This window comes from Paenibacillus sp. CH40 (assembly GCF_024213605.1).
Taxonomy (GTDB): domain Bacteria; phylum Bacillota; class Bacilli; order Paenibacillales; family Paenibacillaceae; genus Paenibacillus; species Paenibacillus polymyxa_B.
Genome location: NZ_JANAVQ010000013.1, coordinates 1 through 14,985 on the forward strand (window position 1 = coordinate 1; position 14,985 = coordinate 14,985).

Consider the following 14,985-nt stretch of genomic DNA (forward strand, 5'->3'; position numbering starts at 1 on the left):
GAGATAAAATATCTCTTGTTTGATTTTGCGAACAAAATCATTTTACTCACTCGTTGTTCAGTTTTCAAAGATCAAACCTGCATTATGTCTTACTTTGTTTCACCACCGCATCTCAGCGGCGACTTGATTAATATAACACATATTCGGGATTTAAGTCAACACTTTTTTAAAATTATTTTTTAATTTCATTTAAATGTTGTTCTCATAAAAAAATTCCCGGGCTTTAAGGGCCGAGAATTAATGTATCACATTTTTGAATTCGCCGTCAACTATATTTTAAAAATAGAAACAATAACATTTAAGTTTTCATATAGCCTGTCCGAATAATACTATTTTCAATCCCAGTAAAAGGACAATCCCAGGCAAACCTAATATCGTTACCGCCCCCATTGTCACTGGATTGATCGGGATGTACACCTGCGTAATCCACCCTGAATAATTGATAACATACAATGCGATGGCTGCCAGGCCCATATGTGCCCCGAATACTACAAGCCAGCTGATACCCAAACGTTTTTTTAAGATTAGAAATAGTAACATCCCGACACAGGCAATCAAAACAAACCAGACCGCCCCTTTCATTCAGCTCTCCGCTTGTGAACACGATCCGTATCATTGGCATACCCCGGTTCATCTGCAGGCAGATGGAAACGATGCAGGCCTTGCTGTTTCGCACTTTTTAAATGTATCTGATATTTACGTTCTGCAGCTTCTAGAACAAATATAGCGTAGTCGATCTCATCTTTACCCGTTGCTTCATGAAATAAACGATGCGCTCTTAACCATTCCGCATGCGAAGCCCGAATCTGGGCAAACAACTCCTGCCGATACTCCGCTTCTGATTTGCCATTCTCCTGACGACGGAAATTTTGTTTCATCCGTTCCCACATCCGTTCATCCTCCTCACAAGCTGAATTATGTGCACAGTCTGCAAGATTACCTTATTCATACTTATTGAACAAAGGACAAACTTAGAACCAGGAACGATCTATACTGCCATCTATCACCGCAAATAAAAAAGGAGCCATAGCGGCTCCCCCAAGTGAGTCGAGAATACCCTAAGGACATTCCAGACTCCCTATTTATAACGTATAAATACACCTATTTAATTGAGCTCTCTACGGCCTTCCAACGCTTTGGACAGGGTAACCTCGTCAGCATACTCCAAATCTCCACCCACTGGCAATCCGTGAGCAATACGAGTAACCTTGATTTCAAAAGGACGCACTAGCCGAGAAATGTACATGGCCGTGGCCTCTCCTTCAATGTTCGGGTTCGTAGCTAAAATCAGCTCCTTGACGCGTTCATCACTGAGTCTATTCAGCAATTCCTTGAGTTTGATATCCTCAGGACCAATTCCCTCCATAGGAGATATCGCCCCGTGAAGCACATGGTAAAAACCATTAAACTCCTTGGTACGCTCCATAGCCACCAAATCCTTGGAATCCTGAACAACACAAATGACGGAAGCATCCCTCGTCTTATCCTGACAGATCCGACAAGGGTCCGTATCCGTAATGTTGCCGCAGACTGAACAGAAGTGCAGATTGCGTTTTACATTGACCAGCGCCTTGGCAAAGTCAATCACATCATCTTCCTTCATTTTCAGTACGTGAAAGGCCAACCGGGCAGCCGTCTTCGGCCCTACTCCCGGCAGGCGCGTAAAAGCATCAATTAGCTTTGCAATCGGCTCCGGATAATACAATAGCGCGTTTCTCCTTTATGCAGCAGACTAGAACAAGCCCGGAATTTTCATGCCGCCTGTAAATTTACCCATATCATCATTAGCCAGTTCATCTGCTTTGGACAAAGCATCATTGACTGCAGTCAGTACAAGATCTTGCAGCATTTCTACATCATCAGGATCTACGGCTTCCGGTTTGATCGTGATGGACAACACTTTTTTATGTCCATTTACCTCCACCGTCACAACACCGCCGCCAGAAGTACCTTCGATTACTTTTCCGCCAAGTTCCTCTTGGGCTTTCAGCATTTGTTCCTGCATTTTTTTCACTTGCTTCATCATTTGGTTCATATTGTTCATTTCAATCATCTCCTTTAATGAAGTATACATCTAGACACTTGATTTAATCTTTAATGACTACCAGATCTTCCCCGAAAAGTTGAATAGCTTCATCAATCCAGGGCTCCTTGGACTTTCCCGGCGTATCATGCTCCGGCTCCAGTTGCAATTCTTCGGCAGGCTGGTCGGAAACTCCTTCAATCGCAGCATTCCAATCCTTTTGCATCATCGTTACTAAACGATAAGGATGACCCAACTGCTCATGCAATACTTTCTCGATGACCTGCTTATTGGCAGGCTTTTCGGTAGTTTCACGATGAATATTGTTCTTAAATGCGACCAGTACACTGTCCTCTAACACAGAAACTGGCTCACCGTCCATAAACCAGGCATGAACCGTAACTTTCGCCTCTTTTACCCCTTGTAAAATCTGACTCCACTTACGCCCCGCTGCTGCGAATGCTTCGCTCGACTTCTCAGCGATATAGCGATCCAACTGAGAGGGGAGTTTGGCCGGCGCCGAAATCCGCGGAGCAGGGGCACGACCCCCGGAAGCCTGACGGCCGCCCGACGATGCTTCCTGTCCAGCTCCAGCGCCCAATCCACCTTGCAGCGCGCGCTCCAGTTTCTTTTCCAACTCAGCAAGCTGGCGCTTCAACATTATCACATCTTCCTGCTCAGCCGCAGCACCAGAGCGCTGTGCGGCCGGCTGAACAACAGCTCCTGCTTCCCCCGGAATACTGCATAGTTTCAACAGAGCTACCTCAAACAAAGTTTGAGGCTGAACGGCATATTTCATCTCGCTCTGATAACGATTAAGGGTGTCAATCATCGCAAAGAGTTGCTCCTTGGTAAAAGCATCTGCCACTTCCTTAAATCGCTCTGGATCTAGCACTCGCTCCGTCATTTTGGTTGCCTGAGGCACCATCTTGATCATTAGCAGGTCTCGGAAATAGTACAGAAGATTCTCCATGCACTTATCCGCACTTTTACCTTCCTGCATAAAGTTCTCGATCATTTGGAGCACCGTGCCCACATCTTCTTTCAGCAATGCCAAGGCAAGCTTACCGAATTGCTCGGACGCAATACCTCCCGTCATATCCAGCACCTGCTGATAAGTAACCCGACCATCTGTAAACGAGGATATCTGGTCCAAAACGCTAACTGCATCTCGCATCCCGCCATCTGAAAGACGCGCAATGTACTGCAGTGCATCTGAATCAGCCTGTATGTTCTCCTGTTGACATATCAGGTCAAGCCGCTCTGTCTGTTCTTCCAGCGATACCCGCCGGAAGTCAAACCGCTGGCAACGCGAAATAATTGTCGCCGGAATCCGATGTGGTTCAGTCGTAGCCAATATGAACATCACGTGTGGCGGCGGCTCTTCTAGTGTCTTGAGCAGCGCATTGAACGCTTCCGTCGTCAGCATGTGCACTTCATCAATGATATAAACCTTGTGCCGCACTTCTGTGGGCGCATATTTGACTTTATCGCGCAAATCACGAATCTCTTCAACGCCCCGGTTGGAGGCTGCATCAATCTCCTGTACATCCATGACCGCTCCGGCCGTGATCCGTTTACAGGCTTCGCATTCGTTGCAAGGTTCCGGCGCAGGTCCATGCTCACAGTTGATAGCCTTGGCCAAAATTTTGGCCGCACTCGTCTTACCTGTTCCTCGTGGACCGCTGAACAGGTAGGCATGGGACGTGCGATTTTCGCGGATGGCATTCTGCAATGTCTGGATAATATGCTGTTGTCCTACCATGTCCTTGAAAGCCTGCGGCCGCCAAGCACGGTACAACGCTATATGTTCCAATGCGCGTTACCCTCTTTCCCATTCACTTTCATGACCATTCATGGTCACCTCATTATACTATACTCCCGTCCGAATCTAAACCAGACACCTTCCAATTTATAAAACACAAAAAAACATCTTCGCAATGATTGCCAAGATGTTCTAATCACTAATATATACCGTGCACCTGTTATTGATCGTTGTGATCCGAGCGGCAATCCTGAACAACAACTCGGGCTAGGCAACCCTCCGGCACAAGAGTGGGCTTGCTTATGGCTGCTTCCTTCCGGACCTGACCAGGTTCACAAGTACTCATTGCGGAGGACCCAGCCGTCAACATTGTGCGCAGGGACCAGCCTCACATCAACAACACCTCTAACAGGAATTCAACCTCGCTATAGCGGATTGCGAGTTACAGGGCACCGCTACCTCCCCATCTAGCACGGTGAAAATAAGTATATCTTAAGGCCGCATAAAAAGCAAATACACATTATTACAAAAAGAGCCCTCTGCAGTTGCAGAAGGCTCTAATAACTTTATAACCTGCGGTAATCCATTAGATACCGTATTTCTTTTTGAAACGATCCACACGTCCACCAGCATCAATAAATTTCTGCTTGCCTGTGAAGAATGGGTGGCAGGCGGAACAAATCTCTACACGCAGAGATCCTTTCACAGAACCCGTTTCAAACGAATTTCCGCAAGCACAAGTGACAGTAGTTACGTTAAATGTTGGTTGAATAGCTTGTTGCATTGAACTTTCACCTCTTTCCGCCCTGAACGTCCTATCAGTCCAGAGTTGTATGAACACATGTTCACATTATAGCACTTGAATATAAGCGTTTCAACAACTCTTTTCTGCATTCAGAAACAGCGTTAAACAAGTGTATTTCAGTTGTGTGACCGTTTTAGGCCTTGGCAAATTTGGGACGTGCCAGCCCTTGTGGGGGTACATGAGTGTAAGAACCGATGACTACATCAGGCAGTTCCTCACGATAAATCTCAAGCATTTGCTTCATGCCAAGGATCTCACCTTGAGCAGGTGGAATCAACTCCAGATAGCTTTCAGGATCGATATTCAAATTACGCATTTGAATCAGCTTGAGCTTAGTACGTTTGGCAAATTCAATCATTGCCTCAATTTCTTCCTCTCGGTCAGTTACACCCGGAAAAATCAAATAGTTAATCGACGTATATACTCCCTGTTCAGAAGCATAACGAAGTGATTTTTCCACATTAGCCAATGTGTAGCCGCGCGGCTTGTAATACGCATTGTAGTGATCGTCCAGTGCACTAATGGTACTAACGCGCATCAGATCAAGACCCGCATCCACGATTCCCCGGATATGATCACTCAATCCCGCATTCGTATTGATATTGATGTATCCCATATCGGTAATGGAGCGCACCTCTTTGATCGAATCAATAATCAGTTTGGCTTGTGTGGAAGGCTCACCTTCGCAACCCTGGCCAAAACTGATGATGGACTCCGGTGTCTTCAAATGTTCCAGCATAACTTCTACAATTTCTTCGACACGGGGACGGAAGTTCATTCTTGTCTGCGGAGATACAAAGCCACTGTCATCCGGCTGTTCGGATATACAGCCAAAGCAACCCGCATTACAAGAATAAGATACCGGAACTCCTCCTTCCCAGCGATTTAGGAATGTGTTCGAGGAAGTAAGACATTCGTAGCCCAGCGCACAGTTAGACAAATGTTGGTACAGCCGATTTTCAGGATATTGCTCCGTCATCCTCTGAACACCCAATTTAACTTGATGACGGTCACAGTTTTCCGGATTCCACTTGGATGGACTGTCACTCTGCTCTGCCGTTACATAAAATGCCCCGTCTTTCCAGACTACAGCCGAATAACCGAACAAGGGAAGTTTGTACTCCTTATCGGTCTTCACATATCCCGGTAGGCACAAGCGCGTAAAACCTTGCGGCAATAAAGCCCCTACTGCTTGCATATCTCCGGGAAGAGAAACCATTTCCCCTGTTTCAGGATTCATACCGACCGGGCGAGTGCTGGGCAGGCTTACCAATGTAGCTCCTTCCGGTAACGGAATAAGCTCATCCTCCATGATTTCAACAATCATGTCTGCACTACGGGCAAGCCCATACAAAGAAGCATGATCATATACATTGCCTTTTTCGTCGGCATACACCAAATACATTATGGAGCTCCTTTCGCTCCGTTAAGCCTACGCCATTAACAAAATGAATGGTAACGACTGTGTACTTACGGAACAGATAAAATACAATGAATGGGTTTTAGTTGGTTGTGGCCGGGACTGACGCTGTGGTAGAACGCGCAGTTCTCCGTTGTTGCCCACCAGAACTGCTTTGCGAGCTACTGGAAGAAGGTGCCGTCAAATCAAACGAAGCCAAAAACTCAGCATTAGTTTTGCTATTACGCAGCTTTTTGAGGAAGCCTTCCACAAAATCATGGCTTTCCGTCATGTTTTTACGAATGGCCCAGATGGTATCTAATTCTTCCTTGTTCAACAACACTTCCTCACGGCGTGTGCCGGAACGACGAATATCAATCGCAGGAAAGATACGACGTTCTGCCAGCTTGCGGTCCAAATGCAACTCCATGTTGCCTGTACCTTTAAACTCTTCATAAATGATATCGTCCATGCGTGATCCCGTATCAATCAGCGCTGTAGCAAGAATCGTCAAGCTACCGCCTTCCTCCACATTCCGAGCCGCACCAAAAAAGCGCTTTGGACGGTGAAATGCCGCCGGATCAATACCCCCGCTCAAAGTACGACCAGAAGGAGGGATAACGAGATTGTACGCACGAGCCAAACGTGTGATGCTATCCAACAGGATGACAACATCCTTTTTATGTTCTACGAGACGCAGCGCACGCTCCAACACGAGTTCTGCCACTTTAATGTGATTTTCAGGAAGTTCGTCAAATGTAGAGGCCACAACTTCACCTTTAACAGAACGCTGCATGTCGGTCACTTCTTCGGGGCGTTCATCAATCAACAAGACAAAAAGCTCGATCTCGGGATTGTTAGTAGAAATGCTATTGGCAATTTCTTTGAGGAGAAGCGTCTTCCCAGCTTTGGGAGGTGCTACAATGAGTCCGCGCTGTCCAAGTCCGACAGGGGCCAGTACATCCATAATTCTCGTAGACAAATGGTTGGGGGAAGTTTCAAGGACTAATTTGGTTTGCGGATACAGTGGAGTCAGTGCAGGAAAATGTAGCCGCTCGGCAGCTTGCTCAGGACTTCTTCCATTGACGGCGTTAACTTGAAGCAATCCAAAATATCGTTCATTCTCTTTTGGCGTTCGGCATTTACCGGAAACAAGATCGCCTGTTCTCAAGTCAAACTTGCGGATTTGTGAAGCAGAGATGTAAATATCTTCGGTACTCGGGAGATAATTGATCGGCCTCAGAAAGCCGTAACCTTCGGGAAGGATTTCCAGAACCCCCTGCATAAACATCAATCCGCTCTTCTCAGCTTGTGCGCGCAGGATCGCGAATATTAATTCTTTCTTTTTGAGCGTTCCGTAGTACGGGATCTGGTATTGCTTGGCCAGCTTGTACAGGTCGGTCAGCTTCATTTCTTCCAGATCGGAAATTTGCAGATCCATATAATAACCACCTATTCAATTATTAAGTCCATTCATACATCTAAATGATAGACAATGATATCATAAACACCATTAACATAATTTTAACCAAAACAAATAAAGTTATGCAGCCATCTGCCTGAATTATACCGAATTATTCCGGTTTTCCGATAAAAGATTGTTAGGTATGAACCACAATCTTGTATCAAGCAGCGGCTGCATAGGTGTTGCCCGTTCTATCGCTTTCGTTCCGGGAGTTCGAAAAAATGGCATGGTCTAATTATTCAGTCTGCCGCCATACATCCGCGCCTAAAAGACGCAGGTTGGAAACAAGGTGATCATAACCACGGTCAATGTACTCGACACCCGTCACCTCAGTTACACCTTCGCTTACTGTAAGTCCAGCAATGACAAGGGCCGCTCCGGCGCGCAGATCTGCCGCTTTTACTTTAGCTGCATTCAGTTGACCACCCTCTATAATGGCAGACCGACCCTCTACGCGAATTTTAGCCCCCATACGCACCAGCTCAGGGACGTGCTTAAAACGATTGCTGTACACAAAATCGCTCAATACACTGACACCCTGCGCTTGGGTAAGCAAGCTGGTCATGGGAGATTGTAAATCTGTAGCGAATCCGGGGTATATCAAGGCTTTAACGTCGACATGTTCATAGGAAGGTGCACCCAGTACGCGAATACTTTCATCATATTCCTCGATGCCGATGCCCATTTCCTGCATTTTTGCAGTGAGAGCCTCCATATGTTTGGGGATTACATTGTCAATCAATACATTTCCACGGGTTGCCGCAGCAGCAATCATATATGTGCCCGCTTGTATACGGTCAGGTATGATGGAATGACGGCAGCCATGCAGCTCCGACACACCTTCAATTCGAATCGTTTCCGTACCGGCACCTTTAATAATAGCCCCCATCGAGTTTAAAAGAGTTGCTACATCTATAATCTCAGGCTCTTTAGCCGCATTTTCGATAATTGTGGCGCCTTTGGCACGTGCAGCCGCCAGCATAATATTAATGGTAGCGCCTACGCTGCTAACATCCAAATAAATCTTAGTTCCGCGCAGTTCTTTGGCGTGCAAATGAATAGCGCCGTGCTCGTTCGTTACCGTGGCACCCAGCGCTTCGAAACCTTTGATATGCTGATCAATGGGCCGGGGTTCGAAATTGCACCCTCCTGGCAAACCGATGATCGCTTCCTTGAATCTGCCCAGCATGGCTCCCATCATATAATAAGAGGCTCGTAATTTCTTAACAGGCCCATTCGGCATAGGAATGGATTTAATGGAAGAAGGATCTATTTTCATCTGGCTACCTTCCCAGGTAACCGTTGCACCAAGTTCCTCCAGTATTTCGGAATACACCGCCACATCACTCAACAGTGGCAAATTGTCCAAAATGACTTCCGACTCTGCCAGAATGGCTGCGGGAATCAAGGCGATGGCACTGTTTTTGGCACCGCTGATGGAAACTGTACCTTGAAGCGGCCGTCCACCGGTGATCATCAATTTTTCCATAAGCTTGAGGGTCCCCCTACGTGTTTTGCAGTCGGTCAAACAATAATCTCAAATCATAAACCTTTAACTTTTTTAGTGGTGAAAATGGAAAGACACCGGCTAAGCGGTGTGCTTTCCATACCAAACTATTCAACTGTACAGATTTAAATATTTTGTGCAGCAGAACTACAGCTACAACTAAGAAATACATCTAGCCTGTGCAGACGCACGACCAGTTTGATTCATTATTACGCTTTGTTGTTGGAACCGAACTCACGAATTTTACCGATAACGGTTTGTTTAATCGCTTCACGACCTGGAGCGATGAATGTACGTGGGTCATAAGCATCCGGTTTCTCAGCAAGCACTTCACGAACCACTTTCGCAAATACGATTTGGTTCTCAGTGTTTACATTGATTTTGGAAGTTCCCAGAGAGATTGCTTTTTTAATGTCATGTGTTGGGATACCAGTACCACCGTGCAGAACGAGTGGAAGTTTGATTGCATTGCAGATCTCTTCCATTTCTTTGAATCCGAGGTTTGGCTCGCCTTTGTAAGGTCCGTGTACGGAACCCAGTGCAGGTGCCAGTGTATCGATACCTGTTTCGTTAACGATACGCAGACAGTCGTCCAGCTTAGCGTACATTACGTCGCCGACAACATCATCCTCTTGACCGCCAACCATTCCAACTTCAGCTTCAACAGAAACGCCTTTGGAATGAGCATATTCAACCACTTTTTTCGTTGTAGCAATGTTTGTGTCGATCGGGCTGTGGGAATCGTCAATCATAACGGATGTGAAACCAGCGTCGATAGCTTCTTTACATTTTTCAAAGCTGGAACCGTGGTCCAAATGGATCGCAACTGGAACGGTGATTTTCATGTCATGAATAAGACCTTCTACCATTTTAACAACAGTGTAGAATCCGCCCATGTGACGTGCTGCGCCTTCAGAAACGCCCAAGATTACTGGGGATTTTTCTTCTTCAGCAGCGCCCAAAATAGCTTGAGTCCACTCCAGGTTATTAATGTTGTATTGACCTACTGCATATTTTCCTTCGAGTGCTTTGTTCAACATGTCTTTCATAGATACCAATGGCATGGTTACAGTCCTCCTAAAGGTGTTTGGGTTTGTCTATATTTTAGCCGACATCACATACGGGCTTATTATACCACAACCCATGTTAAATACTAAACAAGCTTTTGCATATCAACACATACAAAAATCACGTTAGGACGCCGTTTTTCCATAGAATTGTATAAGGAGAGGATTTACTTTCAGTATTTCCCATAATCACAAACAAAAAACCCTGTTGTGTTAACAGAGTTCTCAACCATAGTGACTCACCTAATCACCTCTGAGTTGCTTGTTCACAGCGATCCGCATTTCGTCAATATCAAAGGGCTTGGTAAAATGCATTAGCGCACCTAGCTCCGTCGCCTCTTTAATCATGTCCAGTTCTCCATATGCTGTCATCATAATAACCTTGATATCAGGATTCATGGTTTTTAGATGCTTCAGAATTTCGAGTCCGTCCATACCTGGAATTTTCATATCGAGCAGAACCAGATCAGGTGGTTCCTTCTCAACAATTTCAAGTGCAATTTTCCCGTTCGCCGCCTGAAAGGTCTCATAACCCTCACTTCCGAACACTTCCATCAGTAAAATCCGTATTCCATTCTGGTCATCGACGATTAATACTTTCTTCTTTTCCAATGTTTTAACCTCCTAAGATCTTAAAACGAGGATCATGCAGCTATTGCCATAACAGCGTCCGATGACGTACAATATCCGTCCCATACCTAAAACTATATTCGCTCCTGCAAAAAGAAAATCCTGCTCTTATACATAATTGTGGAATATTCTTTCATAATCAGGAAGCATGGGATAAAAAAAGACCTCCCTGAGGAGGTCTTACAAGCATAGCATTAACCTTGAAGCTGCAATGCTGCCTTTACAAATTCACGGAACAAAGGCTGTGGACGATTCGGACGGGAAGTAAATTCTGGATGGAATTGTACCGCCAGGAACCACGGATGCTCAGGGAGCTCCACAATTTCCACCAAGCGTCCATCCGGTGAAGTACCGGAAATACGAAGACCCGCTTTTTCAATAACTTCACGATATTCGTTATTGAATTCGTACCGATGACGGTGTCTTTCGTACACCAGCTCGTCGTTGTAACAAGCCGAAGCCAGGGAACCTTCCACCAGTTTGCATGGATACAAGCCAAGACGCATCGTACCGCCCAAATCTTCGATGTCTTTTTGGTCAGGAAGCAAATCGATGACAGGATAATCAGTAGCCGGGTTAATTTCCGAGCTGTTGGCTCCTTCGAGACCAGCCAGGGAACGGGCAACCTCAATGACAGATACCTGCATACCCAGACAAATGCCGAAGAACGGAATTTTTTGCTCCCGTGCATAACGAATGGTACTAATTTTGCCTTCAATTCCGCGATCGCCGAAGCCACCCGGTACGAGAATGCCGCCAATGCCGCCCAGCATGTCAGCTACGTTCTCGTCCGTCACTTCTTCAGCGTTCACCCAACGGATTTTTACGTCTGCATTCGCATCAAATCCAGCGTGGGAAAGTGATTCAACCACACTTAAGTACGCATCATGTAACGCGACATATTTACCAACAATGGCAATCTCAACCGTTTTATCCAGCTTGCTGATTCGATCAACTAACCCTTCCCATTCGGTCATATCTGGTGCAGGTGTTGTCAGCTTGAGGTGGTTAACTACGATTTCGTCCAAGCCTTCTTCACGCAGGTTCAACGGAACCTCGTAGAGGGTTGAAGCATCGCGGCATTCTACCACTGCATTCGCATCAATATCGCAGAACAATGCAATTTTAGCCTTCATATCGGAGGACAGTTCATGCTCTGTACGGCAAACAATGACATTCGGTTGGATACCGATACTGCGCAGTTCTTTTACACTGTGCTGAGTTGGTTTGGTTTTAACCTCACCAGCAGCTTTAATATAAGGAATGAGTGTTACGTGAATGTACATCACATTCTCGCGCCCAACTTCGCTTTTGAGCTGACGAATAGCTTCCAAAAATGGCAAGCTTTCAATATCGCCCACCGTACCGCCGATTTCTGTAATAATTACGTCCGAACCTGCTTCACGGCCTGCACGGTACACGCGTTCCTTGATTTCGTTCGTAATATGAGGGATAACCTGCACCGTACCGCCCAAATATTCTCCGCGACGCTCTTTGCTGATTACGCTGGAATATACCTTGCCTGTTGTGACATTGCTGTTCTTGGACAGATTAATATCAATAAAGCGCTCATAGTGTCCCAAGTCAAGGTCCGTTTCCGCACCATCATCCGTTACAAATACTTCACCGTGCTGGTAAGGACTCATCGTACCCGGATCGACATTCAGATAAGGATCAAATTTTTGGATCGTTACCTTCAGTCCCCTGTTCTTCAAAAGCCTCCCCAGTGAAGCTGCCGTAATCCCTTTGCCCAAGGAAGACACAACCCCGCCTGTCACAAAAATATACTTTGTCACTGTTCAAAACCCTCCTAGATAAGATGCAAAATTCAGGCGACATTATGATGTTATCGTAACCCGTTTGCACGGATTATCATCCATGAAGAAGGCAGCGGAATCATTTTCCATGTCCGCCGCCCTTAGCCCTCTTTCATGAGTGAAAACACCCCTATAAAAAACAAAAAAGCACTCCCGTAGTACGGGGCACTTTTATACAAAAAGCAAACATATAAGTGAATCAATCATAAGCCCAAGCAATAGTTTACCCCGTGTCCAATCCGCTGTCAAGGAAGTTATCCGTGTTAATTTGTCCATTGAACCAGATTGGAGAGAATCCACCTGAAAGCTTTAAATCAGAAGAGGTTTTCAAGAAAACGGTCATGAAAAAGGGGAGAACGCATCTCCCCTTGCAGCCTGTTCCTAACGAAGCGAATCGTCGTCTTCCGTCGACTCATCGTCGTTTTCATCTTCTGAATCTTCCTCATCACTGAGGTCTTCATCGTCTATAACTACGTCTTCATCACTATCATCATCATCTTCTTCTCCGTCGAACAGCTCATCTTCGCCATCCTCGTCTTCGCTATCTGCATCGAAGTCGTCATCAGAGTTGTATGTTTCTTCTTCCTCATGATAGTCATCTTCGTCGTCATCGTCTTCGTCGTTAATAATACGAGGACGCTTGGCGCCTGTCAGGGCATCTTCGGATTTATCTACCGGATACCAACGTTTCAAGCCCCACAGATTCGTACCGACACAGGCAAAACGCCCGTCAATGTTGATTTCAGTATATAGCTGAGCAATAACGTCATTAATTTCTTCGTCGGAAAAGCCACGCAATTTGGCGACTTCCTTCATCAGGTCACGGTAATAATACGGAGTATTGGCTGCTTTCAATACCATAAATGCCAAATCCACCATTGGAGTCTCGTGGACTTTCTCCGGGTCAATCTTCAAGTTGAGTGGGGTACTCACCTAGGGACACTTCCTCTCACACGTAATTCACAAGAACATGTTTCAGAGCATACACGATACATGCAATACTAACATATCCATTATCAAAACTAAGTAAAACCTATTTGGAAGCAAATTGCAAGTTAAAGATGGGTATCGTCATAATTTCCAGGAATATCCCTCTAAACAAGACGGCATACATAAAAAGACGGGGTCCCCCCCGTCTTCGACTGTACCCGCTCCGGGAGAACCCCCCAAAGTTGTTGCACAAGAGCTTATGCCCTCCATGTATCGTATGTGTCCACGGCCACTTTGACACGACAAGCAGGCCTATTTCCATAAAAAAGGGGCAGGTTTCCCATGCCGCAGTTGACGCTTGCTCATACAATACCTCAGCATGGCTCATCGGAGGGGGACCGTCTCAAATGGACTATCCGGATTTTTTGCAGCGTCTGCATGAGGGTATTTCGGAGCCGTCCGGCAGTGGACGGAACAAACAGATCATCACGTTCGATAAGCCTCACCAATACCGGGAATGCCTGTCCTATCTCAGGAAGCTGAAACCCGAGCTTGCGGGATTACGGCAAGTACAACCGGCCCGACTAATCCGTGCTTTAATCGCTCCGCTTTCAGGGGGAGACAGGCTGGGCAAATATCACAACGGTGTCACCGTTGAAGAAGATACCCGCATGAAGGTCCACGCTGAAACTGCTCATATACCAAAAGCAGAAAAGAACCTTTCCATGCCATGGGGAGTCAAACAGGTACGTGCATACAAGGCTTGGCCTTCCTCGACAGGGAATCGGGTCAGAATCGGTGTGATCGACACAGGAGCGGATTTTCAACATCCTGATCTTCGTCACTCTCTCGCCAGAGGTATTAATTTGCTTAACCGAACCATGTTACCCTATGACGATAACGGCCATGGTACTCATATTGCTGGAACTATCGCGGCGTCCAACTATGACGAAGGTATGGTCGGCGTAGCACCACGGGCTTTAATTCATCCCGTAAAAGCATTTGATCATAATGGAGCCGCCTACGTCTCCGATATCATCCTTGGTATCGACTGGTGTGTATTAAATCGTGTCGATATCATCAATATGAGCTTTGGTATGAAGTCGCGCAGCAAGGCACTACTTGATATGGTGAATAAAGCATATCATAACGGCATTGTGATTGTAGCGTCCTCGGGAAATGAGGGCAAGCGCCGAAGTATTGACTATCCAGCCCGCTATTCTCAGACGATTTCTGTGGGGGCTACCGACAAATACAGACGCATCGCGCCTTTCAGCAACCGGGGGCAATTTGTAGACGTGTACGCACCTGGCGAAAAGATCACATCCTCCTGGATCCATGGCAAGCATCACGAAATGAGCGGTACCTCTATGGCTACTTCCCATGTGACCGGAAGCATCGCACTTCTCCTTTCACTGAGGCCGGAACTGAGGCCTGGAGAAATCAAGGCGTTGCTTAAGCGTACCGCCACACCGCTCCGTCTGCGTAAAAGTGCCGGACGGAGCTCTATCTCGACCAAACTTGGAGAAGTCGATGCCTTCCGATTGATGCAGGAGGGCACAAAGTGAATGATATTG

General features: G+C 46.2%; 15 protein-coding genes and 1 other RNA gene. 2 read left to right on the plus strand and 14 right to left on the minus strand.

From position 1 onward, the window contains the following. Positions 1 to 183: hypothetical protein (locus tag NLX73_RS23550; protein ID WP_254327503.1), on the plus strand; the 183-nt coding region annotated here is incomplete at its 5' end. Between the two features lie 123 nt (positions 184 to 306). Here the strand turns inward: NLX73_RS23550 and NLX73_RS23555 are convergent. The 14 genes from NLX73_RS23555 to rpoE all read right to left on the minus strand — a co-directional run bounded on the left by NLX73_RS23555 (position 307) and on the right by rpoE (position 13,411). Beyond that, positions 307 to 582 carry a pro-sigmaK processing inhibitor BofA family protein gene (locus NLX73_RS23555; protein WP_250259929.1) on the minus strand — a complete coding sequence of 92 codons (276 nt, stop codon included), beginning with the start codon at positions 580 to 582 and terminating at the stop codon, positions 307 to 309. Continuing rightward, a complete protein-coding gene (locus NLX73_RS23560) occupies positions 579 to 890 on the minus strand; it encodes a DUF2508 family protein (RefSeq protein WP_025676300.1) in 312 nt (103 codons plus the stop codon). The genes NLX73_RS23555 and NLX73_RS23560 overlap by 4 nt, the downstream gene beginning before the upstream one ends. A gap of 215 nt (positions 891 to 1,105) precedes the next feature. Then, a complete protein-coding gene (recR, locus tag NLX73_RS23565; RefSeq protein WP_103050204.1) occupies positions 1,106 to 1,705 on the minus strand; it encodes a recombination mediator RecR in 600 nt (199 codons plus the stop codon). Positions 1,706 to 1,732: 27 nt separating this feature from the next. Further along, a complete protein-coding gene (locus NLX73_RS23570; protein ID WP_013308226.1) occupies positions 1,733 to 2,044 on the minus strand; it encodes a YbaB/EbfC family nucleoid-associated protein in 312 nt (103 codons plus the stop codon). Positions 2,045 to 2,087: 43 nt separating this feature from the next. Then, positions 2,088 to 3,839: a DNA polymerase III subunit gamma/tau gene (dnaX, locus tag NLX73_RS23575; RefSeq protein ID WP_254327504.1), complete on the minus strand. Its 1,752-nt coding sequence runs from the start codon at positions 3,837 to 3,839 to the stop codon at positions 2,088 to 2,090. A 158-nt stretch (positions 3,840 to 3,997) separates the two neighbouring features. Next, an RNA gene (gene ffs, locus NLX73_RS23580) (signal recognition particle sRNA large type) lies at positions 3,998 to 4,264 on the minus strand. Between the two features lie 110 nt (positions 4,265 to 4,374). Beyond that, complete coding sequence (rpmE, locus tag NLX73_RS23585) at positions 4,375 to 4,572, minus strand: 50S ribosomal protein L31 (protein ID WP_013308223.1); 198 nt, start codon at positions 4,570 to 4,572, stop codon at positions 4,375 to 4,377. A gap of 154 nt (positions 4,573 to 4,726) precedes the next feature. Further along, positions 4,727 to 5,998 (minus strand): radical SAM family protein, encoded by a 1,272-nt coding sequence (locus tag NLX73_RS23590; protein ID WP_061831800.1) that lies wholly within the window; start codon positions 5,996 to 5,998, stop codon positions 4,727 to 4,729. 97 nt (positions 5,999 to 6,095) lie between these two features. Next, positions 6,096 to 7,433: a transcription termination factor Rho gene (gene rho, locus NLX73_RS23595; protein ID WP_069290792.1), complete on the minus strand. Its 1,338-nt coding sequence runs from the start codon at positions 7,431 to 7,433 to the stop codon at positions 6,096 to 6,098. Between the two features lie 259 nt (positions 7,434 to 7,692). Beyond that, positions 7,693 to 8,946 carry a UDP-N-acetylglucosamine 1-carboxyvinyltransferase gene (locus NLX73_RS23600; protein WP_013308220.1) on the minus strand — a complete coding sequence of 418 codons (1,254 nt, stop codon included), beginning with the start codon at positions 8,944 to 8,946 and terminating at the stop codon, positions 7,693 to 7,695. A gap of 227 nt (positions 8,947 to 9,173) precedes the next feature. After that, positions 9,174 to 10,028, minus strand: a complete 855-nt coding sequence (fba, locus tag NLX73_RS23605; RefSeq protein WP_013308219.1) for a class II fructose-1,6-bisphosphate aldolase — start codon at positions 10,026 to 10,028, stop codon at positions 9,174 to 9,176. A 246-nt stretch (positions 10,029 to 10,274) separates the two neighbouring features. After that, positions 10,275 to 10,643, minus strand: a complete 369-nt coding sequence (locus NLX73_RS23610) for a response regulator (protein WP_013308218.1) — start codon at positions 10,641 to 10,643, stop codon at positions 10,275 to 10,277. Positions 10,644 to 10,855: 212 nt separating this feature from the next. Beyond that, a complete protein-coding gene (locus NLX73_RS23615; protein WP_013368772.1) occupies positions 10,856 to 12,457 on the minus strand; it encodes a CTP synthase in 1,602 nt (533 codons plus the stop codon). Between the two features lie 402 nt (positions 12,458 to 12,859). Further along, on the minus strand, positions 12,860 to 13,411 hold the full coding sequence (gene rpoE, locus NLX73_RS23620) for a DNA-directed RNA polymerase subunit delta (RefSeq protein WP_013308216.1): 552 nt from the start codon (positions 13,409 to 13,411) through the stop codon (positions 12,860 to 12,862). Positions 13,412 to 13,815: 404 nt separating this feature from the next. Here rpoE and NLX73_RS23625 point away from each other — a divergent pair, with 404 nt between their 5' ends. Continuing rightward, entirely contained in the window at positions 13,816 to 14,976 is a 1,161-nt protein-coding gene (locus NLX73_RS23625; protein ID WP_254327505.1) for a S8 family peptidase, read from the plus strand. Positions 14,977 to 14,985: the final 9 nt, after the last annotated feature.